Origin of the sequence: Paenalcaligenes niemegkensis, assembly GCF_022230885.1 — a bacterium.
GTDB classification, from domain to species: Bacteria; Pseudomonadota; Gammaproteobacteria; order Burkholderiales; family Burkholderiaceae_B; genus Paenalcaligenes; species Paenalcaligenes niemegkensis.
In genome coordinates this window covers 2,167,620-2,187,204 of record NZ_JAKGCT010000004.1, presented here as the reverse complement: position 1 = coordinate 2,187,204, position 19,585 = coordinate 2,167,620, and the positions used below count along the sequence as shown (strand labels likewise).

The window sequence follows — 19,585 nt, the reverse complement described above, 5'->3', positions numbered from 1 at the left end:
ATGACGTGGCTAAACTTTCACTCATCAATCGCGACATCAAGCGCGCAAAACTGATCGAGAAATTTGCACCTAAGCGCGCTGCGCTGAAAGCAATCATCAACGATCAGTCCAAAACCGACGAAGAGCGTTTTCAAGCTCGCCTGGAGCTCCAACAGCTTCCACGTAACTCGAGCCCAACGCGCTTGCGTAATCGTTGTGTAATTACAGGCCGTTCGCGCGGTGTTTACAAGCAATTCGGTTTGACCCGTCACAAAGTCCGTGAAATGGCTATGCGTGGCGAGATTCCGGGTATGACCAAGGCAAGCTGGTAGGAGAAAAACATGAGCATGAGCGATCCAATCGCCGACATGTTGACCCGCGTTCGTAACGCCCAAATGGTCAACAAAACGTCGGTCAGCATGCCCTCCTCGAAGCTGAAAGCAGCTATTGCTGCCGTGCTAAAAGACGAAGGCTATATCGACAATTTTCAGATCGTTGGCGAAGATAAGAAGCCAGTTCTGGAAATCCAACTTAAGTATTACGCAGGCCAACCAGTTATCGAGCGCATTGACCGCGTGTCGCGCCCTGGTTTGCGCGTCTACAAAGGCAGCAACAGCATCCCTCAAGTCATGAATGGCTTGGGTGTAGCAATCGTGTCTACGTCCCGTGGCGTAATGACCGATCGCAAAGCTCGCGCAGCTGGCGTGGGCGGCGAAGTACTTTGCTACGTGGCATAAGGAGAATATCAAATGTCACGTATCGCTAAGTACCCCGTCGCACTACCTAAAGGCGTAGAAACTACTATTGCAGCGGACCAAATCGTTGTTAAAGGCCCATTGGGTACATTAAGCCAGACACTTACTGGCGATGTCACCATCGAGCAAAACGACGGTCAGCTAACTTTTGTTGCCGCAAACGACTCCCGTCACGCTAACGCGATGTCCGGTACACTTCGTGCGTTGGTCAACAACATGGTTACTGGCGTCAGCACCGGATTTACGCGCAAGCTTAATCTGGTTGGTGTTGGCTTCCGTGCACAGCTTCAAGGCGACGCCTTGAAATTGCAGCTTGGTTTCTCGCATGATGTTATTCACGATCTACCCGCTGGCGTAAAAGCCGAGTGCCCGACACCTACAGAAATTATTCTGAAAGGTTCGGACAAGCAGGTAGTAGGTCAAGTTGCCGCAGAAGTTCGTGGTTATCGTCCCCCAGAGCCTTACAAAGGCAAGGGTGTACGTTATTCCGACGAACGCGTCATCTTGAAAGAAACCAAGAAGAAATAATCGCACAGGCAAGGACGAATTATGGACAAGAAACAATCTCGTTTGCGTCGTGCAGTGGCAACTCGCAAGAAAATCGCCGAGTTACGCGTACATCGCCTGGCGGTTCACCGCTCGAATCTGCACATTTACGCCAACATTATTTCGCCAGAAGGCGATCGTGTGCTCGTCAGCGCTTCCACGCTAGAGCCCGAAATTCGCAAAGAGTTGAGCAACGGCGGCAACGTCGCTGCAGCCAGCTTGATTGGCAAGCGTGTTGCCGAAAAAGCGAAAGCGGCCGGTATTGAAACCGTCGCATTCGACCGTTCTGGCTTCCGTTATCATGGCCGCGTCAAGGCGCTGGCCGACGCCGCGCGTGAAGCCGGCTTGAAGTTCTAAGCAAGGAATTGTCAAATGGCTAAAGCACAAGGCAGAAACAATGCCGATCAGGAGCGCGATGACGGCATGCGTGAAAAAATGATTGCGGTTAACCGCGTCAGCAAAGTCGTCAAAGGTGGCCGTACCATGAGCTTCGCTGCATTAGCAGTCGTAGGCGATGGCGATGGCCGTATCGGAATGGGCAAGGGCAAAGCACGTGAAGTGCCAGTTTCCGTCCAGAAAGCAATGGAACAGGCCCGTCGTGGTTTGTTCAAAGTTGCTCTAAAAGACGGTACGCTACATCACACTGTCGTAGGTAAGCACGGTGCATCTACCGTACTTATTTCGCCAGCAGCTGAAGGTACTGGCGTTATCGCCGGTGGCCCGATGCGCGCGATATTCGAAGTGATGGGTGTACGTAACGTGGTTGCAAAAAGCTTAGGCTCAAGCAACCCGTACAACATGGTACGCGCCACGCTAAATGGTTTGCGTGCTTGCTCCACACCAGCTGAAATCGCTGCTAAACGCGGCAAATCAGTTGAAGAGATTCTGGGGTAAATCATGGCACAGAAGCAAGTCAAGGTCACACTCGTGCGCTCTGTAATCGGTACCAGGCAAGACCATCGCGACACCGTTCGTGGTTTGGGATTGCGTGGTGTTAACAGCAGCCGAGTTTTGGTTGATACTCCCGAGGTTCGTGGGATGATCCGTAAAGTGGATTATCTCGTGACCGTCTCGGAAGCCTAAAAGGAACCGGTATGTCGCAATTGCAACTAAATTCGCTAAAACCCGCAGCTGGCGCTAAACACGCCGCACGCCGTGTGGGTCGCGGTCCAGGTTCCGGCTTGGGCAAGACCGCAGGCCGCGGTCACAAAGGTCAAAAATCACGCTCCGGCGGTTTCCATAAAGTCGGTTTCGAGGGCGGTCAAATGCCTTTGCAACGACGTTTGCCAAAACGTGGTTTTACGGCTCCTGGCGGTCATTTGCATGCCGAAGTTCGTTTGTCTGACTTACAACGCCTTGATGTCGAAGAAATCGACGTCAGCGTGTTGAAGCAGGCCGGCGTAGTCGGTCAGCTGGTGCGTTTCGCTAAAGTTATTAAGTCCGGCGAGTTGTCGCGCAAAGTGGTGCTGAAAGGCATCGGCGCTACAGCAGGTGCCCGTGCTGCGATTGAAGCCGCAGGCGGTTCGCTAGCTGAATAAAGGGGTTACGGTGGCTAAAGCACAGGCACAGGGTAAATCAGGATCAGGTTACGGCGACTTAAAACGTCGTATTGTCTTCCTATTGCTCGCGCTGGTTGTTTACCGCTTAGGTACACACATTCCCGTTCCGGGAATTAATCCGGACGCGTTGTCCGAGCTGTTCAGACAAAACCAGGGTGGTATTTTGGGTTTGTTCAACATGTTCTCGGGTGGTGCGTTGCAACGTTTCTCAGTGTTCGCACTGGGAATCATGCCCTACATCTCTGCATCGATCATCATGCAGTTGGCGTCGGCGGTGGTGCCTACGCTTGAAGCAATCAAGAAAGAAGGTGAATCGGGTCGGCGTAAAATTACGCAGTACACCCGATACGGTACGGTTTTCCTAGCATTATTTCAGGCAGTTGGTATATCCATAGCTTTGGAATCACAACCTGGTCTCGTTATTGATCCAGGCTTGATGTTCCGCTTTACTGCGGTAGTAACGCTTGTTACAGGCACGATGTTTGTCATGTGGCTGGGCGAGCAAATTACCGAACGAGGCATAGGCAACGGTATTTCCATCCTGATTTTTGCCGGAATTGTAGCCGGACTTCCCAGCGCGCTGGGGGGATGCTCGATTTAGTACGTACGGATGCAATGTCGATTCTTTCGGTATTGTTCATCCTGGTGCTCGTCGCCGCCGTTACCTACTTTGTTGTGTTCGTCGAACGTGGACAGCGTCGTATTACAGTAAACTACGCGAAGCGTCAGGTAGGTAACCGCATTTATGGCGGTCAAAGCTCTCACTTGCCGCTGAAGCTGAATATGGCCGGGGTAATTCCTCCAATTTTTGCCTCGTCTATTATTCTGCTTCCAGCAACAATTGCCAGCTGGTTCTCTACCACGCCAGGTTTGGGTTGGTTACGTGACTTGGAAGCAGCGCTTTCACCACGCCAGCCTTTGTACATAACGCTTTTTTCAGCGTTGATTATTCTGTTTTGTTTCTTCTATACGGCCCTGGTGTTCAACAGCCGGGAAACAGCAGATAACCTGAAGAAAAGTGGTGCATTTGTACCTGGTATTCGTCCCGGTGAACAAACCGCACGATATGTTGATCGTATACTCACACGCCTGACACTGGCGGGTGCTATCTACATCACATTTGTGTGTTTGGTTCCGGAGTTTCTGCAGATGCGCTGGAATGTACCGTTTTACTTTGGCGGTACTTCCTTGCTGATTATTGTTGTGGTTACCATGGATTTCATGTCGCAGGCCCAGGCCTACGTGATGTCTCAACAATACGACTCGCTTCTCAAGAAGGCCAACTTCAAGGGTTCGAGCTTGCCGATGCGATAGATGAACAATGGCAAAGGACGACGTCATACAACTGCAAGGGGAGGTTCTTGAGAACCTTCCGAACGCAACCTTTCGTATCAAGCTGGAAAATGGCCATGTGGTTCTGGGCTACGTTTCAGGCAAGATGCGTATGCATTACATCCGGATTTTGCCGGGTGACAAGGTCACTGTGGAGCTCACGCCCTATGACCTATCCCGTGGCAGAATTGTGTTCCGCTCAAAATAGCGGCCGGTAACAGGAAACTAGGAGTCAACCATGAAGGTAATGGCATCAGTAAAGCGGATCTGCCGCCACTGCAAAATCATTAAACGTCATGGCGTGGTACGTGTAATTTGCACCGATCCCCGTCACAAGCAGCGTCAAGGCTGATAGGCCGAAACGCAACCGATTTAACAAGGAACAACCATGGCCCGTATTGCTGGCATTAATATCCCGCCGCATCAACACGCCGAAATCGGTCTTACCGCGATTTTCGGCATCGGTCGCACGCGCGCTCGTCAAATTTGCGAAGCGTCAGGAATTGAATATTCCAAGAAGGTCAAAGACCTTACAGACGCAGAGCTCGAAAAATTCGCGAACAGATTTCTCAGTTTTTAGTTGAAGGTGACTTACGTCGCGAAGTTCAACTATCTGTGAAACGTCTGATAGACCTAGGAACTTATCGTGGCATGCGCCATCGTCGTGGGCTGCCAGTGCGCGGTCAACGTACTCGCACCAATGCTCGTACCCGTAAGGGACCACGTCGCGCTGCGCAGTCCCTGAAGAAATAATCGAGGAATAGAAGATGGCTAAAGCTTCTGGCGCATCGCGCGCTCGTAAGAAAATTAAAAAAAGCGTTTCGGACGGCATCGCGCACGTTCAAGCGACATTTAATAACACAATCATCACCATCACTGATCGCCAAGGCAATGCATTGTCATGGGCGACCTCTGGTGGCGCGGGCTTTAAAGGCTCGCGTAAGTCGACGCCGTTTGCTGCACAGGTCGCCGCCGAAATGGCCGGTCGTACTGCTCTGGAATACGGCATCAAAAACTTGGAAGTACGCATTAAGGGCCCTGGCCCTGGCCGTGATTCGTCGGTTCGCGCATTGAATGCTCTGGGAATTAAAGTGACCAGCATCGCAGACATTACGCCTATCCCGCACAACGGCTGCCGTCCGCCCAAGCGTCGTCGTATTTAAGGGGAACCTACGTGGCTCGTTATACTGGACCTAAATGTAAACTCTCGCGTCGCGAGGGTACCGATCTCTTTTTAAAGAGTGCCCGCCGTTCACTGGATTCCAAGTGCAAACTTGAATCCCGTCCTGGTCAGCACGGTCGCACCTCGGGTGCCCGTACTTCTGACTACGGTCTGCAACTACGCGAAAAGCAAAAACTCAAGCGTATGTACGGTGTATTAGAAAAACAATTCCGTCGTTACTTTACAGAAGCTGATCGTCGCCGTGGCAACACGGGTGAGACGCTCATCCAGCTTCTTGAGTCTCGCCTGGACAACGTGGTTTACCGCATGGGTTTTGGCTCTACACGTGCCGAAGCTCGTCAGCTGGTTACTCACCGCGCAATCGAAATCAACGGCCATACCGCTGATATCGCCTCGATGCTGGTAAAACCAGGTGATGTAGTCTCCATTCGCGAAAAATCCCGCTCACAAGGCCGTATTAAAGAAGCTCTTGATTTAGCTTCCAGCATCGGTCTTCCACAGTGGGTTGACGTTGATAGCAGCAAACTAAGCGGTGTATTCAAACAAGTTCCTGATCGTGCTGATGTAGCACGTGACGTGAATGAGTCGCTCGTTGTCGAGCTGTACTCACGTTAATACGCGTCTGCAAGGTCGTAAGTTCGCTGGCCATACCCCGCGCTACGTTAGTAGCTAGCGGGTGTGGCCGGTTTAATTGCCGGTAATTTGTACCGGTTTTCCATCAGCCTTATCGGTGTAACGAGCCGAGGGTATTGAGAAGGAATATAAATGTCTCAAGGTTTTCTAAAGCCACGTTCCATTGAAGTCGAACCCATCAGCAAGAATCACGCCCGGGTTGTAATGGAGCCATTCGAGCGTGGTTACGGCCACACTCTTGGTAATGCACTACGTCGTATTTTGCTGTCGTCAATGACAGGCTACGCACCTACCGAAGTACAGATTACAGGTGTGGTGCACGAGTACTCGACGTTGCCAGGCGTACGTGAAGACGTTGTTGATATCATGCTGAACTTGAAAGGCGTGGTATTTAAGTTGCACAGTCGCGATGAAGTGACGCTTACTTTAGCGAAATCTGGCGTTGGTCAAGTATTGGCTAGCGACATCGATCTTCCTCACGATGTTGAAATTATTAATCCTGATCACGTTATTGCCAATCTTACCGAAGAAGGTAAGCTGGAAATGACCATCAAGGTTGAACAGGGCCGTGGTTACGTGCCTGGTAACGTTCGTGCTTTGTCCGAAGACCGCCAGCACACAATAGGCCGCATTATTCTTGATGCGTCTTACAGCCCGGTACGTCGTGTTAGCTACGCTGTAGAAAACGCTCGTGTTGAGCAGCGTACTGACTTAGACAAACTGATTCTTGATATCGAGACTAATGGTGTATTGAACCCTGAAGAGGCAGTACGTCAGTCAGCTCGTATTCTAATGGATCAAATCTCTGTATTCGCCGCCCTGGAAGGTGCAGAAGATCCGCTCGAGACGCCCGAACGTGCGGTGCCTCAAATTGATCCTGTACTGTTGCGTCCTGTAGACGATCTCGAACTTACCGTTCGTTCGGCAAACTGCTTGAAAGCCGAAAACATCTACTACATTGGCGATCTTATCCAGCGCACAGAAAACGAATTGCTCAAAACGCCGAACCTTGGCCGCAAATCTTTGAATGAAATCAAAGAAGTGCTTGCTGCTCGTGGTTTGACATTGGGTATGAAGCTTGAAAACTGGCCACCTCTAGGTTTAGAGCGCCCGTAATTGTTCCGGTAAGGGGGCTTTAATTACACTATAAAAGTGTGCTAAAGTCCTTTTCCCTACTTGGCCCGCAGTTCGCACTGATAGAAGAGCCAATGGGGGTAGCGGAATGTGTTTTCCGTTCAAATAAGATTTATTTTTAGGATATTCAATCATGCGCCATCGTCATGGTCTACGTAAGCTGAATCGTACCAGCAGCCATCGCCTTGCTATGTTTCGCAACATGGCAGTTTCGTTGATTACTCACGAAGCGATCAAAACAACATTGCCTAAAGCAAAAGAGTTGCGTCGTGTTATCGAGCCGATCATCACATTGGCTAAAGAGCCAACACTGGCAAATCGTCGCTTGGCTTTTGCCCGTTTACGCGATCGTGAAGCAGTTACTAAACTGTTTGATGAAATCGGTCCTCGCTACCAAGAGCGTAACGGTGGTTACACTCGTGTGCTAAAAATGGGTTTCCGTCAGGGCGATAACGCTCCTATGGCATTCATGGAATTGGTTGATCGTCCGGAAGTCGAAGACGAAGCTACCGAGTAAGCACTCAGCTACGCATATAAAGAACGGGCCTCTATGGTCCGTTTTTTTGGAGATCTCTATGCCTCAGTCCGGTAATTTAAGTGCTTTAACCGCATTAAGTCCTGAATCAGTCGTGCTGGTTTTCAGTAATGCGCCTGACGAACTTCTTGCCAAACGCATCGCGCACCATGTGGTCGAAGAAGGTTTGGTTGCGTGTGCGAACCTTGGTGCACCTTCGCTGTCTATGTACATGTGGCAGGGTCAGTTAGAGGGGGCCAATGAAGTGCCCATGACTTTCAAGACTACAGTGCGTCGGGTAGAGGCGCTCATTGAGCGCATTACAGAGCTACACCCCTACGAGGTTCCGGAAGTGCTGGTGGTTCCTGTTGTGGCAGGGCTAGATACTTACGTTCGCTGGGTTCAAGACGAAACGGCCGCTACGCCTACATCAGAAGATTAAATATTAGGAAGCATCCATGCAGTCAGCGGTACCAAAGCAGTCAGAATTCTCTTTGAGCTTTTACAGATCAATCCTAGCCTTGACTCATTTTGCGCGCTTTCGTGTCGGTTTGGTATTGTTGCAGCGTCAATTTAAGACTATCTGCTTATTGATGCTGGTCTTGTTGATGCTGCTGATGACGACGCCGCTGCACGCGGCTGATGATTATCTAGACCCTGAAGATGCGTTTCAGCTCAGTGTCGCCATGAGCTCGGATACCGAGCTTGATGTACATTTTGTGATCGCACCCGATTATTACATGTACCGAGACCGCTTCGAGTTTGAGGCGCAGCCCAGTTCAGATTGGCTCGGTGAGGCGCAGTATCCTCCGGCAAAGTTCGTTTACGACCCTACCTTTGATGAAACCATGGCGACCTATCGCCGAGAGCTAACGGTGCGTATCCCTCTTATTCCGGGTTCGCCGTTGCCGTTAAGGGTAGCCATTACAAGTCAAGGCTGTGCCGATGCAGGCCTTTGCTACTCTCCTATTGTTAACGAAGTGACACTTACGCCGACCGACACAGGCTATAAGGCGAGTGGTCAATGGGTTAAAGAGACTGTGCCTGCACCGTTAACAGAGGTTGTAGAGTCGCACACCAAGACATCTGCTCCCGGTCTGTTAAGCGTTAGCGATACCGGGCTGGCCGATTACCTGGGCGATGCCGGTTTTCTGCGTATTGTGGGTCTGAGCTTTCTGCTTGGCCTGATGCTGTCATTTACGCCTTGCGTACTGCCGATGGTGCCTATTCTTCTGGGCATTATTGCGGGTCAGTCTAAAGAGGCGTCAGTCAGCCGAGGCAGGGGGTCGCCTTGGCTGCGGTATATGTGCTGGGCGTATCCATTGTTTATACGATTCTTGGCGTGGCCGCCGGGCTGCTCGGTGCCAGCCTGGCCGTCTGGCTGCAAAACCCATGGGTCTTGAGCATTTTTGCCGCATTGCTGGTGTTGCTGTCGTTATCGATGTTTGATGTGTATCAGCTTCAGGTGCCAAGCGGTATCCAGTCTCGGTTGCAAGGGCGCCTGCGGCACCTACCCGGGGGCAATATAGCGGTGTGTTCATCATGGGCATGCTTTCCGCACTGATTGTGGGCCCGTGTGTGGCAGCTCCGCTGGCAGGTGTGCTGTTGTTCATTTCCCAAACAGGCGATGTGTGGGTAGGGGGTTCTGCGCTATTTGCGCTGGCATGGGGCTCTGGCATTTTGCTTTTGATTGTCGGGGCAACTTCCGGGGCGCTAATGCCTAAAGCCGGTGCCTGGATGAATACAGTAAAGCAGTTTTTTGGCCTGCTGCTGCTGGCCACTGCTTGGTGGATGCTTCATTCTGTACTTTCGAGTGTGATCTTGATGTTGGGCTGGGCGGTTCTGGCGCTATGGGCAGCTTTTTTACTGGGTGCCTTTACCACGTCTGCTCCGACAAGACCCTTGTTGCTGCTAATACGTGCTGTAGGCCTGCTGCTGGCATTTTGGGCCTTTGCCCTGGTGCTCGGGCTGGCAAGTGGAGGCCGTAGCGTGCTGGCGCCCTTAAACCACCTTGGCTCGGGTTATGGGCAGGGCGCATCGGCGGTTGTGGCTCCTGCTTTTGTACCGGTAGACTCCGTACAAGCTCTGGATGAGTTATTGGCTCGTACCGATAAGACAGTGATGCTCGATTTTTATGCCGATTGGTGTGTGTCTTGCATCGAGATGGAGAACTTTACTTTTAGCGACCCTACCGTTGCGAGTCAGATGTCAGGCATGCTGCTGCTACAGGCGGATGTTACCGCCAATACGCCTGAACACCGGGAGTTGTTAAAGCGCTTCCGTCTGTTCGGCCCGCCAGGAATTATCTTCTTTGATTCGAATGGCAAGGAAATTACCGGGCAACGCGTGGTGGGTTTTCAATCTGCAGACCGTTTTTCAAAAGTTCTGAAAGCGGTAGGAGCAAGTTAATAAAAATAGCCACCTTGCAGGTGGCTATTTTGCTCTGGTTATGGCCAGTTAACTGGCAAAACAGCCTTAACCGTTTTGTTGCTTGAGCAGTTTTGCGGCTTCGATGGCAAAGTAGGTTAGAACCCCATCGCCGCCTGCGCGTTTAAAGGCTAGCAGCGATTCCATCATGACTTTGTCGTGATCCAGCCACCCATTAGCCGATGCTGCCTTGATCATGGCATATTCGCCACTGACCTGATAGGCAAAAGTGGGCATGCCAAAGGCGTCTTTGACATCGCGCAAGATGTCCAGGTAGGGCAGGCCGGGTTTAACCATGACCATGTCCGCACCTTCGCGAATATCGGCGGCGACCTCACGAATTGCTTCGTTACGGTTAGCAGGATCCATCTGATAGCTGGCTTTGTCAGATTTGCCCAGATTGCTGGCAGAACCCACGGCATCACGGAAAGGACCATAGAAAGCACTAGCGTACTTGGCTGAATAAGCCATGATGCGCGTGTCGATCAGCTGGTTGTCGTCAAGTATGCTGCGAATGGCCCCGATACGCCCGTCCATCATGTCGCTGGGCGCCACAATGTCCACACCGGCAGTAGCCTGCGTAAGCGCCTGGCGACGCAATACGTCTACGGTGGGCTCGTTCAGTACGTAGCCATTCGCGTCAATTACACCGTCCTGGCCATGGCTGGTGTAGGGGTCAAGCGCGACATCAGTAAGAATTCCCAGTTCTGGGAAATTTTTCTTCAATAACGCCACCACTCGTGGAATCAATCCGTCGGGATTCGCGGCCTCGATGCCATCGGGTGTTTTTAGTGATGGGTCAATCGACGGGAAGAGTGAAATAACCGGTATACCTAACGATACACACTCTTCGGCGACGGCCAGCAGCGAGTCAGGAGAGTAGCGGAATACACCGGGCATTGATTCTACGTTTTCCTTAACGTTTTCACCTTCGCGTACAAACACGGGGTAGATGAAATCGTTAGCTGTCACCACGTTTTCACGTACCAGACGACGAGTGAAATCGTCACGGCGATTACGACGAGGGCGGCTATGGGGAAGTTAACAGTGGGTAAAAAACGGGTCATGGAACTACCTTTGGTGAAATCCAGTTTTCGATATAATGAGACGCTTCTTCTATGCCGATGCGGTTAGGCGCTGAAAACGGTAGCGCGTGCATAGGACCAATCGCGGCGAGTTGTTTGCGAACGGCGGCAACTGCCTGAATCCGTTTACCGTAGGCAAACTTATCGGCCTTGGTCAACAAGATCAGCATGGGTTTGCCGGTAGGTGCAATCCATTTGGCCAGTTGCAGGTCAAGGTCGGTAAGGCCACGCCGAATGTCGATCATCAGGACGACGCCAGCAAGCGAAGGGCGCAGGCGCAGATAGCCGCCCAGTACCTGATCCCACTCTTGTTTTTCTTGGCGACCAACGGCCGCATAGCCGTAGCCGGGTAAGTCGACTAAATAGCCGAGTGCGCCTTCGGGATCCAACGGGTCAGGAATGCCAAACATATTAATTAAACGTGTGCGGCCAGGTGTCTTGCTTGAGAAAGCAAGGCGGCGCTGGTTGGTCAGCACGTTAATAGATGAGGATTTTCCTGAGTTTGAGCGGCCAACAAAACAAACCTCTGGCGGCCCTGGAGGCGGTAGCTGGTCTAGCTTTGCGGCTGATACTGTGAAGTTTGCGCGGTGTAATATTGACATGGTTACGGCATTTTTCCGATTAAGTGCATGCTGTATTGTATAATTGTGCGATTTGAAACAGTAACGTCGTGTTCCCTGCAGATATTCGTTTGCAGAATGCGGCGGGTTTAGCGGAGGCGCATGTTGCCGCACTCCGGTTGAATCGCGATCGTCGAGGACTACATGAAGCGCGTGCTTTCCAGATTCGTTATCGCCAGCAGCCTAGTAGCAGGCTGTTCCGTATTTACTCTAGCCCAGGCTGCAGACGTAGCCAAACCTGATGCTGCAAAAGGCGAGCAGCTGTACATCAACGGCGAAATGTCGCGCGGTGTGCTGGCCTGTGTCACCTGTCACGGTGCTGCTGGAAACAGCACTATCGAGATAAACCCCAACTTGGCGGCTCAACCGTTCGAGTATTTAGTTAAGCAATTAAATGATTTTCGCCCTCGTGACGAAAAAACACCAGCAGCACGTTTAGGTTTAAACGGTGCACCCACGCTAATGGCAAATATTGCCGCCGGCATGAGCACCGAAGAGATCCGTGATGTCTCTTTCTACTTGTCACAGCAAGCGCTAGATCCAGAGCTTGCCGCTAAAGCCACAAACGAAGATACCGTGGCGCGTGGCCAACAAATCTGGCGAGGTGGTTTACCTGAGCGTGGCGTGGCTGCATGTGCTGCATGCCATTCGCCTAATGGCGCCGGCATTCCAGGTCAGTTTCCTCGTATTTCGGGTCAGCATGCTTCCTACATTTCAGAACAGCTAAAATTGTTCCGTAGTGGCGATCGTGCGAATGGTCCTATGATGCATGACTTGGCCGACCGCATGAATGATGCCGATATTGCTGCGGTTTCGGATTACGCAGCAGGTTTGCGCTAGCTCAAGGCGTTATTCTGCAGTTAACGCTACGCTGCTTTTATTTGTAGCGTAGCGTTAATGCTTGCATACCTGACCGGGTTTGGCAAAAGCTCCTCACCGAGGAGCTTTTGCATGTCTGCCTATAGTCAAAATGTACTATGGCCTGCATGTGGTTATGACTCGCGCCTATAGTTAAGGAACCTTTATATCCATAACGGCTCAAATATCCATTACGCCCGACTCATTTATTTTTCTTAAAGCGATCCAGTGACTGTAGCTACTCCAATGCGCCGAATTAGCGCTGCCGATTTGCTTGAACTCTTAGGTTCAATGCGTTTCGCCATTAGCCTGCTAATGTTTATCTGTGTGGCAAGTATTATTGGTACGGTTTTAGCCCAAAACCAACCCATGAATATCTACATTGATCAGTTCGGGCCTTTTTGGGTAGACGTCTTCGACCGCTTCACCATTTGGTCTATTTATAACAATTGGTGGTTTTTACTTATTATGAGCTTCCTGGTGGTCTCTACCACCATCTGTGTTGTCCGCAACGCACCAAAGATGCTTAAAGACTCTGGATCCTTCAGAGAATATGTACGAGGAACAAGCTTAAGAGCTTTCCCTCATCGGGTTGAAGTCAAGAACGCCAATTCCTGTGCCCAAAATGCAGATCACGTCCAGCAATGGCTGCGCTCTAACGGGTATAAATATAAGGTACGTCACGACGATGACGGCAGTTTAATGGTGGCGGCCAAAAAAGGCAGCGCTAACCGACTAGGTTATATTTTTGGCCACGTTGCGATTGTCGTGATTTGTATCGGTGGCTTAATGGACAGCGAACTGCCTATCAAGCTGCAAATGTGGTTGGGCGGTAAAACACCCATTACCGATAACATGCTTATTTCAGAAGTGCCACCAGAGGGGCGTCTGTCCTTGGCTAACCCCAGTTTCAGAGCCAATATGCTGGTGCCTGAAGGGGCCCGCACAGCCACAGCAGTGGTCAGTGCCGATGATGGCGTTTTAGTGCAGCCGATGCCCTTTGTTTTAGAGCTCAAAAGGTTTTTAATTGAATACTATTCCACCGGGATGCCCAGCAGCTTCAAAAGTGAAGTGCGGATTACCGATCCTGAGAGCGGAGAAAGCTTTGATCGTCTTATCGAAGTTAATGAACCCTTGCGCTACAAGGGCGTAACAGTTTATCAGTCAGGTTTTGACGACGGCGGATCTACACTTGAGCTTGCTGCCTACCCTCTAAAAGGCGCGCGTAGTGAGGCTTTTGCTATAAGCGGCAAGGTCGGTGAGCGTACAACATTTGCCACCGATGACCAAGGCAGCGAAGTCAGCGTAAATTTCACTGAACTACGCATTATCAACGTCGAAGATTTAAGCTCTGGCGAGCCCCAGCCCAAAGCCATGATCGAACACGTAGCGGCGGTAACCGGCAGTGCTGCGGGTGCTAAAAACGAAAACCTGAAAAACGTAGGGCCTAGCGTCCACTATCAGTTGACGGGTAATGACGGGCAGTCTCGAGAGTACGCGAATTACATGCTGCCTATTGAGCTTGATGGCTTTCCTGTGTTCTTGGTGGGCATGCGTGTTTCGCCGAATGATGGCTTCCGTTACGTACGTATTCCAGCCGATGAAAATCACTCCATGGACGAATTCATGCGTTTGCGTGCTGCATTAACTGATCCCGAACTCGTTAATCAGGCCGCTTTGCGTTTTGTTGAGCGTAATGGAAATACTGAACAAAGCTCGTTGCTGCACAAGGCAGCGCAAAATGCTCTGTGGGCCTTTGCGAATGAAGGCTTCAACGGTTTGGTCAAACGTGTTCCGGAAGCCGAGCGTGAAAAAATACTAAGTTTTACTGTTCCCATGATTCAGCTTTCGCTTCTTGAGCTGCGCGAGTTACTGCGTGAACAGGCGGGTGAAAGCGCGGTAATATACGAAGGTGAACAGGGGCTGCGAGCCCAGGAGTGGGTGCAGCTTAGTGTGCTGGCTTTGGCCAACTTGCCTGAATACCCGGCCCCCGTCATGCTTAACCTGCGTAGCTTTGACCACGTTCAGGCCAGCGTTTTTCAGGTATCACGCAGCCCCGGTATGTATATTGTCTATACCGGATCGCTGTTTCTCGTGATTGGCGTTTTCACTATGTTTTATGTACGCGACCGACGTATTTGGGTATGGATTCGCAACGATGGATCGCCCGGCACGTCAATGATGGCCGCTATGACATCGCAACGTAGAAACCTTGATTTCAACCGCGAGTTCGACCACTTTAAACAAAGCTTTCAGCGATTGTCTGCATAGCGAGGAAATTACTCATGACTGAATCTGCAATGCTTTCCGGATCGCCGATGTGGCAATCAACGATGGCTGCCAGCGGCGACTCACGCGGTGTGCGTGGCCGTCCGCAGCTTAGTGATTATTTATATTTTGTCTTGCTGTCCTTAAGTGCAGGGTACTGCCTTTACGTTTACGGCGACTACATGGATGTCTACGAGAAAGGCATATTGGCTGGTGCGGTGCCACTGCTGGCCTGGATGGGGTGGTTGTGGCGGCCGCTACGTACAGTAATGGTCTTAACGGCGCTTACCGCTCTTTTGGCTATTTGGCTCTATAGCGTAGACGGTAATCTATTGAACGGTGATATAGCGCGATCAGAGCAGGTGTTTTTGCTGCGTTATTTGTTGTCGTCGCAATCTGCCATTTTGTGGATGTGTGCCTTATTTATCCTGGCCACAGCCTGTTACTGGATTGGCTTTGCCAGCACGACTGCGGCTTGGGTGGGGTCTGCCATGACGTGGGGGGCCGTTTATGCCGGTACCACCGGTATGCTCGTACGCTGGCGTGAAGGGCACTTGCTGGGCCCCGACATTGGGCACATTCCGGTCAGTAACCTGTACGAAGTTTTCGTTATGTTTGCCCTCATCACGGCTTTGTTCTACCTATATTACGAGCGCCGTTACGCAACGAAGGCTCTGGGTGGCTTTGTATTGCTGGTGATCAGCTCGTCAGTTGTGTTTTTGCTGTGGTACTCCTTCACACGCGATGCCCATCAAATCCAACCTCTGGTGCCGGCGTTAAAAAGCTGGTGGATGAAAATTCACGTCCCGGCCAACTTTATTGGTTACGGTACCTTTGCTCTTGCGGCGATGGTAGGCTTTGCCTATTTAGTTAAAGAGCATGGCGAAACGAAGTCTTGGGCAAAGCTGACGCCACTGTTTATCCTGGGCGTTATATTGTGCGCTGAACCGATGGTTTTCGGGTCGCGTGAACTCTCCATGACCTGGATGCTGTTCTTTGGCATAAGCGCTCTTATTGTCAGTGCTATCCTTGCTATGCGTGGACCAATCTCCAGGCAGCTACCATCGTTAGAAATTCTTGACGACATTATGTACCGGGCAATTGCCGTGGGTTTTGCCTTCTTTACGATCGCAACAATTCTTGGCGCCTTATGGGCAGCCGACGCGTGGGGTACTTACTGGCAGTGGGATCCCAAAGAAACATGGGCTCTGATCGTGTGGCTTAATTACGCTGCCTGGCTACATATGCGTTTAATGAAAGGGCTACGCGGCTCTATGGCTGCTTACTGGGCTTTGGCGGGGCTCTTGATTACTAGCTTCGCCTTCTTGGGCGTGAATATGTTCCTGTCGGGTCTGCACTCATACGGTGAACTCTAAGATCCGGTCAATACAGCAGTAATTCTTACAAAACCACATTCTGTTTTTTTCAGAATGTGGTTTTTTTATAGTCGCAGCGTCGAAATAGAGTGTTTCCATTCGCTGACAAGTGCGACAAAACTGTAAGTGTATGTGTGTTTGGTAACTATTAAATGCGTTTTAGCTATCTTAGGTTTGACGTTTACGAAAGGGCATATTCCTTTAAAAGCGTAAAACGCTGAAGAACCCCACTCTCAAGCTTTGTCTTCTTTTATCATTTATATCCAAAGCTTTTCTTCAGCGTTTCTAAAAATACAGTGGTATTCGCTAACAATTTTACGGCGGCAATTCGCTCACAAATTTTTCCTTATGCAAAAATGATTGTTAATGATTAGTGTTAGAAAAAGTAACTTTAGAACAAGGGCTTATAACAGCCACACAGTCAAACAAACAGCGTAAGCATAAAAAAGGCTGATTTTTGCGTTAATAGGGGGAAAGCAAATGTATTTGCCAAATTCGACGAAACCGCAGTCAAAAGTCATTCCGCATGTGTTCGATCTAGCGATAGAAAGCTTGCGTGTTCACCTAGAGGTACTTCAGCAGGCCTGGCCTCTAGAAGGTTGGGCTGTTCTGCACAAGGCCAGAGAAAACTATCACCCTGTCATTAGCTCCGGATTCTTCGCGCAACTTTGCCCTGAAGAGGGTCTGGAACGGCTGATTTATCAGCATTGGGATAAGGCGGCAGAATATAACGATTATATGTATCGGCCACTTTCAGAGCAGGAAGTGGTGAGCTTGCGCAGCCAGCTTAATGATCAACTGGATGTTCAATATCTATTCAGAATTCCGCTGTACGATAGCCGCGGTGAAGTAGTGGGTCTACTGGTGGCAGCTTGCTCAGATCTACCTTTTTATCGGTGGTGCACTATGTGTCAGCGAGTTTCTGCCTGTGTGGCGTCGGTATCACTGATGGTGTCATTACTTGACGAACTAGGGGCTGCTGAAGTCAGCTTAGGAGCCATAGACAGTTCTTCATTCCAGGATGTTGAGTCTGGTGTATTGAATCGGGCTGGCTGGATCTACCAGCTTAATATTTCCGAGGCGACCGATAAGCTAAATGATAAAAACAGTACCAGTGTTTTTGTGGTTCGTTTGCTAGAGGCTGCCTACGAGGCGTCAGATGCTAGCATACGCGATGCGGCGGCGTTAGTTGGCGGTCTCGTTCGTGGTGCCGACGTCGTGGGGCGTATAGAAAGCAATACCTTCGCTATTATTGCGAATCAGGCAAACCCGTTTATTGCCAAGCGGCTACATCAGCGCTTAGTAGCTGCCTTAGGCTGCGAAGAGCACCACATTGGGGTAGGCGTTGCGAATTGTTCAGAAAGCCCGTCATTAAGTGAGCGTTTGCAATTGGCGAGATCCCGAGCCCAACAGTTGCTGGGAAAGGCAGAAGTCAGCACTCCCAAGCAGGCTGCTTAGCGACTGGTTCCGACTGATACTTTGCTCTGTTTTAGCGATACTGTTCATTAATGAACTCAATGACCCCGGGGTCAACGACCAGGTCTCGTATGTCGATGGCATTAAGAATATCGGTAGCGGGTCGGGCAGCAGAGACTACAAAGCCTTGTACGTAGCCAACTTGTATTTCACACAGCAGGGCATCGCACGCGGCATGCCCGTAGGTGCCATTGACTATTGATAGATATTAACGGTAGTTGTACGAGGTCCTTTACAATTATAAGCCCTAAAAAACAGGGCTTATTCGTTGAATTTAGGGCAGGATTCGTTCTGACTCAAACAGGCTTTCAAGTTTTTCCCGAGGACGAACCAAGTGGACCGAGTGTCCGTCAACAAGAACCTCGGCTGCTCGAGGGCGCGTATTATATTGACTTGCCATGGTAAATGCATAAGCACCCGCCGACATGATGGCCAGCAGATCGCCAGGTTCAAGATTGAGGTCGCGGTCACGTGCCAGCCAGTCACCGCTTTCACAAATAGGTCCGACGATGTCATAGCGAGCACGGGGCTGAGTATTGGATGACGGTGAAACATGTTCTACGTCGTGCCACGCGTCATACAGTGTGGGCCGGATGAGGTCATTCATGGCTGCATCCACCACTGCGAAATTCTTGCTTTCGCTTTGCTTCAAATACTCTACCCGGGTGAGCAGCACACCCGCATTTCCCACCATCGAGCGGCCTGGTTCAAGTACCAGCTGTAAATGAGACAGGTTTCGCGCATCAAGTGCACGGAAGACCTCGGTAAGCAGCATAGTGGGGGTGGCGGGTGTCTCGTCGGTATAACGAATGCCCAGACCGCCTCCGATATCGAGGTGGCTGAGATGAATATTGCTAGCGGCGAGCCCGTCAATTAAATCCAGCAGTTTATCCAGGGCATCCAGGTAGGGACTGATATCGGTAATCTGCGAACCGATGTGGCAGTCTACTCCTACAATTTTCAGGCTGGCCAGGGTACTTGCCAGCTGATAAACCCGGGGCGCATCTTCAATTGCTATCCCGAATTTATTGTCTTTTAAACCTGTAGAGATATAGGGGTGGGTGTGAGCATCTACGTCCGGGTTCACGCGCAGTGAAATGGGTGCGATGGTGTTCTTGCGGGCGGCGATCTCGGCGATACGCAGTAGTTCGCCTTCAGATTCGACGTTAAAGCATTTGATCTGGGCATCCAGAGCAGCTTCGATCTCCCAGGTCTGTTTTCCTACGCCTGAAAAGACCACTTTCTTAGGATCACCTTTTGCCGCGATGACGCGAGCCAGCTCACCTCCGGATACGATATCAAAGCCTGTTCCGTGTTGTGCAAATTCGTTGAGAATGGCCAGGTTGGAATTGGCCTTCATGCCGTAGCAGACAAGTACGTCACGACCTTGGGCCGCTACCCTGTAGCTTTCCCAGGCATCTTTTAAGGCGTGCCGGGAATATACATACAGAGGCGTGCCGAAATCTTTGGCGAGCTGCTCAAGTGATGTTTCTTCGGCGTGCAACGTGTCGTTTTTGAATTGAAAATGCGGGGCAACAGTCATGATGTAAACACTAAAATAAAATCGACGCTAAATAACGTCGATTAGGAATAAGTTTATGCAAGCGTCCCTGGTGCAGAAGGGGCGAGCGTAGCAAGAAGCAGGTGCGCTGGAACGGTGCTGGTCGCAGCAGATTCAGGCAAGACCAAAGGGCCTTTGTAGCCGCAACCCGATGTTCCCAGCGCTACCAGAAGAAGGGTTAGTATGCTGGCGTATGTGCGCATTTGACGCTTAAGACTCTTGATTAACGGAAAATAGCAAAATTAACATCATGATGCTAGCTTATACCAATAAATCGAA

General features: G+C 50.7%; 23 protein-coding genes and 4 pseudogenes. 23 read left to right on the top strand and 4 right to left on the bottom strand.

What is annotated here, in order from left to right; translation table 11 throughout:
* Nucleotides 1-5 precede the first annotated feature (5 nt).
* From rpsN to L1889_RS14600, 19 genes and pseudogenes are all read left to right on the top strand, one after another.
* Nucleotides 6-311: a 30S ribosomal protein S14 gene (rpsN, locus tag L1889_RS14690; protein WP_238665721.1), complete on the top strand. Its 306-nt coding sequence runs from the start codon at nucleotides 6-8 to the stop codon at nucleotides 309-311.
* A 9-nt stretch (nucleotides 312-320) separates the two neighbouring features.
* Nucleotides 321-716, top strand: a complete 396-nt coding sequence (rpsH, locus tag L1889_RS14685) for a 30S ribosomal protein S8 (RefSeq protein ID WP_238665720.1) — start codon at nucleotides 321-323, stop codon at nucleotides 714-716.
* Between the two features lie 12 nt (nucleotides 717-728).
* The gene (rplF, locus tag L1889_RS14680) at nucleotides 729-1,262 is read left to right on the top strand and encodes a 50S ribosomal protein L6 (protein ID WP_238665719.1); all 534 of its coding nucleotides are present in this window, start codon (nucleotides 729-731) and stop codon (nucleotides 1,260-1,262) included.
* Between the two features lie 21 nt (nucleotides 1,263-1,283).
* Nucleotides 1,284-1,637, top strand: coding sequence for a 50S ribosomal protein L18 (gene rplR / locus L1889_RS14675; RefSeq protein ID WP_238665718.1), 354 nt, complete (start codon nucleotides 1,284-1,286; stop codon nucleotides 1,635-1,637).
* Between the two features lie 15 nt (nucleotides 1,638-1,652).
* Nucleotides 1,653-2,174, top strand: a complete 522-nt coding sequence (gene rpsE / locus L1889_RS14670; protein ID WP_238665717.1) for a 30S ribosomal protein S5 — start codon at nucleotides 1,653-1,655, stop codon at nucleotides 2,172-2,174.
* A gap of 3 nt (nucleotides 2,175-2,177) precedes the next feature.
* Nucleotides 2,178-2,363, top strand: coding sequence for a 50S ribosomal protein L30 (rpmD, locus tag L1889_RS14665; protein WP_238665716.1), 186 nt, complete (start codon nucleotides 2,178-2,180; stop codon nucleotides 2,361-2,363).
* Between the two features lie 11 nt (nucleotides 2,364-2,374).
* A complete protein-coding gene (gene rplO / locus L1889_RS14660; protein WP_238665715.1) occupies nucleotides 2,375-2,818 on the top strand; it encodes a 50S ribosomal protein L15 in 444 nt (147 codons plus the stop codon).
* Nucleotides 2,819-2,828: 10 nt separating this feature from the next.
* A pseudogene (gene secY / locus L1889_RS14655) lies at nucleotides 2,829-4,153 on the top strand (preprotein translocase subunit SecY).
* 7 nt (nucleotides 4,154-4,160) lie between these two features.
* Complete coding sequence (gene infA, locus L1889_RS14650) at nucleotides 4,161-4,379, top strand: translation initiation factor IF-1 (RefSeq protein WP_238665714.1); 219 nt, start codon at nucleotides 4,161-4,163, stop codon at nucleotides 4,377-4,379.
* A gap of 30 nt (nucleotides 4,380-4,409) precedes the next feature.
* The gene (rpmJ, locus tag L1889_RS14645; RefSeq protein WP_026349781.1) at nucleotides 4,410-4,523 is read left to right on the top strand and encodes a 50S ribosomal protein L36; all 114 of its coding nucleotides are present in this window, start codon (nucleotides 4,410-4,412) and stop codon (nucleotides 4,521-4,523) included.
* A 36-nt stretch (nucleotides 4,524-4,559) separates the two neighbouring features.
* Nucleotides 4,560-4,924: pseudogene (gene rpsM, locus L1889_RS14640) on the top strand (30S ribosomal protein S13).
* A gap of 14 nt (nucleotides 4,925-4,938) precedes the next feature.
* Nucleotides 4,939-5,334, top strand: a complete 396-nt coding sequence (rpsK, locus tag L1889_RS14635; protein ID WP_238665713.1) for a 30S ribosomal protein S11 — start codon at nucleotides 4,939-4,941, stop codon at nucleotides 5,332-5,334.
* A gap of 11 nt (nucleotides 5,335-5,345) precedes the next feature.
* Nucleotides 5,346-5,969: a 30S ribosomal protein S4 gene (gene rpsD / locus L1889_RS14630; protein WP_238665712.1), complete on the top strand. Its 624-nt coding sequence runs from the start codon at nucleotides 5,346-5,348 to the stop codon at nucleotides 5,967-5,969.
* Nucleotides 5,970-6,119: 150 nt separating this feature from the next.
* Nucleotides 6,120-7,103 carry a DNA-directed RNA polymerase subunit alpha gene (locus L1889_RS14625; RefSeq protein ID WP_238665711.1) on the top strand — a complete coding sequence of 328 codons (984 nt, stop codon included), beginning with the start codon at nucleotides 6,120-6,122 and terminating at the stop codon, nucleotides 7,101-7,103.
* Between the two features lie 151 nt (nucleotides 7,104-7,254).
* Complete coding sequence (gene rplQ, locus L1889_RS14620; protein ID WP_238665710.1) at nucleotides 7,255-7,638, top strand: 50S ribosomal protein L17; 384 nt, start codon at nucleotides 7,255-7,257, stop codon at nucleotides 7,636-7,638.
* 58 nt (nucleotides 7,639-7,696) lie between these two features.
* Nucleotides 7,697-8,077 (top strand): divalent-cation tolerance protein CutA, encoded by a 381-nt coding sequence (cutA, locus tag L1889_RS14615; protein ID WP_238665709.1) that lies wholly within the window; start codon nucleotides 7,697-7,699, stop codon nucleotides 8,075-8,077.
* Nucleotides 8,078-8,093: 16 nt separating this feature from the next.
* Nucleotides 8,094-9,038, top strand: coding sequence for a protein-disulfide reductase DsbD domain-containing protein (locus L1889_RS14610; protein ID WP_238665708.1), 945 nt, complete (start codon nucleotides 8,094-8,096; stop codon nucleotides 9,036-9,038).
* Nucleotides 8,942-9,381, top strand: a pseudogene (locus tag L1889_RS19395) (cytochrome c biogenesis protein CcdA); the annotation flags it as partial. The gene L1889_RS14610 and the pseudogene L1889_RS19395, both read left to right, overlap by 97 nt.
* On the top strand, nucleotides 9,373-10,044 hold the full coding sequence (locus L1889_RS14600) for a thioredoxin fold domain-containing protein (protein WP_444329673.1): 672 nt from the start codon (nucleotides 9,373-9,375) through the stop codon (nucleotides 10,042-10,044). The pseudogene L1889_RS19395 and the gene L1889_RS14600, both read left to right, overlap by 9 nt.
* A 66-nt stretch (nucleotides 10,045-10,110) precedes the next feature.
* Here the strand turns inward: L1889_RS14600 and hemB are convergent.
* A pseudogene (gene hemB, locus L1889_RS14595) lies at nucleotides 10,111-11,100 on the bottom strand (porphobilinogen synthase); the annotation flags it as partial.
* A 25-nt stretch (nucleotides 11,101-11,125) separates the two neighbouring features.
* Complete coding sequence (gene yihA / locus L1889_RS14590; protein WP_238665705.1) at nucleotides 11,126-11,749, bottom strand: ribosome biogenesis GTP-binding protein YihA/YsxC; 624 nt, start codon at nucleotides 11,747-11,749, stop codon at nucleotides 11,126-11,128.
* A gap of 162 nt (nucleotides 11,750-11,911) precedes the next feature.
* Between yihA and L1889_RS14585 the strand changes: the two genes are divergently transcribed.
* The 4 genes from L1889_RS14585 (at nucleotide 11,912) to L1889_RS14570 (ending at nucleotide 17,727) form a co-directional block, all read left to right on the top strand.
* Nucleotides 11,912-12,607 carry a c-type cytochrome gene (locus L1889_RS14585; protein WP_238665704.1) on the top strand — a complete coding sequence of 232 codons (696 nt, stop codon included), beginning with the start codon at nucleotides 11,912-11,914 and terminating at the stop codon, nucleotides 12,605-12,607.
* Between the two features lie 264 nt (nucleotides 12,608-12,871).
* Nucleotides 12,872-14,896 carry a cytochrome c biogenesis protein ResB gene (locus L1889_RS14580; RefSeq protein WP_238665954.1) on the top strand — a complete coding sequence of 675 codons (2,025 nt, stop codon included), beginning with the start codon at nucleotides 12,872-12,874 and terminating at the stop codon, nucleotides 14,894-14,896.
* A gap of 14 nt (nucleotides 14,897-14,910) precedes the next feature.
* Complete coding sequence (gene ccsB / locus L1889_RS14575; RefSeq protein ID WP_238665703.1) at nucleotides 14,911-16,269, top strand: c-type cytochrome biogenesis protein CcsB; 1,359 nt, start codon at nucleotides 14,911-14,913, stop codon at nucleotides 16,267-16,269.
* A gap of 480 nt (nucleotides 16,270-16,749) precedes the next feature.
* Nucleotides 16,750-17,727: a nucleotidyl cyclase domain-containing protein gene (locus tag L1889_RS14570; protein WP_238665702.1), complete on the top strand. Its 978-nt coding sequence runs from the start codon at nucleotides 16,750-16,752 to the stop codon at nucleotides 17,725-17,727.
* 292 nt (nucleotides 17,728-18,019) lie between these two features.
* Here L1889_RS14570 and lysA read toward each other — a convergent pair whose 3' ends face one another.
* The gene (gene lysA, locus L1889_RS14565; RefSeq protein ID WP_238665701.1) at nucleotides 18,020-19,288 is read right to left on the bottom strand and encodes a diaminopimelate decarboxylase; all 1,269 of its coding nucleotides are present in this window, start codon (nucleotides 19,286-19,288) and stop codon (nucleotides 18,020-18,022) included.
* 53 nt (nucleotides 19,289-19,341) lie between these two features.
* The gene (gene lptM, locus L1889_RS19280) at nucleotides 19,342-19,509 is read right to left on the bottom strand and encodes an LPS translocon maturation chaperone LptM (RefSeq protein WP_372871657.1); all 168 of its coding nucleotides are present in this window, start codon (nucleotides 19,507-19,509) and stop codon (nucleotides 19,342-19,344) included.
* Nucleotides 19,510-19,585 lie beyond the last annotated feature (76 nt).

Excerpts from the sequence above, each read along its gene's own strand:
- L1889_RS14585 (WP_238665704.1), top strand. The coding sequence starts at position 11,912 with ATGAAGCGCGTGCTTTCCAGATTCGTTATCGCCAGCAGCCTAGTAGCA.
- lysA (WP_238665701.1), bottom strand. The coding sequence starts at position 19,288 with ATGACTGTTGCCCCGCATTTTCAATTCAAAAACGACACGTTGCACGCC.
- L1889_RS14610 (WP_238665708.1), top strand. The coding sequence starts at position 8,094 with ATGCAGTCAGCGGTACCAAAGCAGTCAGAATTCTCTTTGAGCTTTTAC.
- infA (WP_238665714.1), top strand. The coding sequence starts at position 4,161 with ATGGCAAAGGACGACGTCATACAACTGCAAGGGGAGGTTCTTGAGAAC.
- rpmD (WP_238665716.1), top strand. The coding sequence starts at position 2,178 with ATGGCACAGAAGCAAGTCAAGGTCACACTCGTGCGCTCTGTAATCGGT.
- L1889_RS14580 (WP_238665954.1), top strand. The coding sequence starts at position 12,872 with ATGCGCCGAATTAGCGCTGCCGATTTGCTTGAACTCTTAGGTTCAATG.
- L1889_RS14625 (WP_238665711.1), top strand. The coding sequence starts at position 6,120 with ATGTCTCAAGGTTTTCTAAAGCCACGTTCCATTGAAGTCGAACCCATC.
- rplF (WP_238665719.1), top strand. The coding sequence starts at position 729 with ATGTCACGTATCGCTAAGTACCCCGTCGCACTACCTAAAGGCGTAGAA.
- rpmJ (WP_026349781.1), top strand. The coding sequence starts at position 4,410 with ATGAAGGTAATGGCATCAGTAAAGCGGATCTGCCGCCACTGCAAAATC.
- rpsE (WP_238665717.1), top strand. The coding sequence starts at position 1,653 with ATGGCTAAAGCACAAGGCAGAAACAATGCCGATCAGGAGCGCGATGAC.
- rplO (WP_238665715.1), top strand. The coding sequence starts at position 2,375 with ATGTCGCAATTGCAACTAAATTCGCTAAAACCCGCAGCTGGCGCTAAA.
- rplQ (WP_238665710.1), top strand. The coding sequence starts at position 7,255 with ATGCGCCATCGTCATGGTCTACGTAAGCTGAATCGTACCAGCAGCCAT.
- L1889_RS14600 (WP_444329673.1), top strand. The coding sequence starts at position 9,373 with ATGAATACAGTAAAGCAGTTTTTTGGCCTGCTGCTGCTGGCCACTGCT.
- ccsB (WP_238665703.1), top strand. The coding sequence starts at position 14,911 with ATGACTGAATCTGCAATGCTTTCCGGATCGCCGATGTGGCAATCAACG.
- lptM (WP_372871657.1), bottom strand. The coding sequence starts at position 19,509 with ATGCGCACATACGCCAGCATACTAACCCTTCTTCTGGTAGCGCTGGGA.
- L1889_RS14570 (WP_238665702.1), top strand. The coding sequence starts at position 16,750 with ATGTATTTGCCAAATTCGACGAAACCGCAGTCAAAAGTCATTCCGCAT.
- cutA (WP_238665709.1), top strand. The coding sequence starts at position 7,697 with ATGCCTCAGTCCGGTAATTTAAGTGCTTTAACCGCATTAAGTCCTGAA.
- rplR (WP_238665718.1), top strand. The coding sequence starts at position 1,284 with ATGGACAAGAAACAATCTCGTTTGCGTCGTGCAGTGGCAACTCGCAAG.
- rpsK (WP_238665713.1), top strand. The coding sequence starts at position 4,939 with ATGGCTAAAGCTTCTGGCGCATCGCGCGCTCGTAAGAAAATTAAAAAA.
- rpsH (WP_238665720.1), top strand. The coding sequence starts at position 321 with ATGAGCATGAGCGATCCAATCGCCGACATGTTGACCCGCGTTCGTAAC.
- yihA (WP_238665705.1), bottom strand. The coding sequence starts at position 11,749 with ATGTCAATATTACACCGCGCAAACTTCACAGTATCAGCCGCAAAGCTA.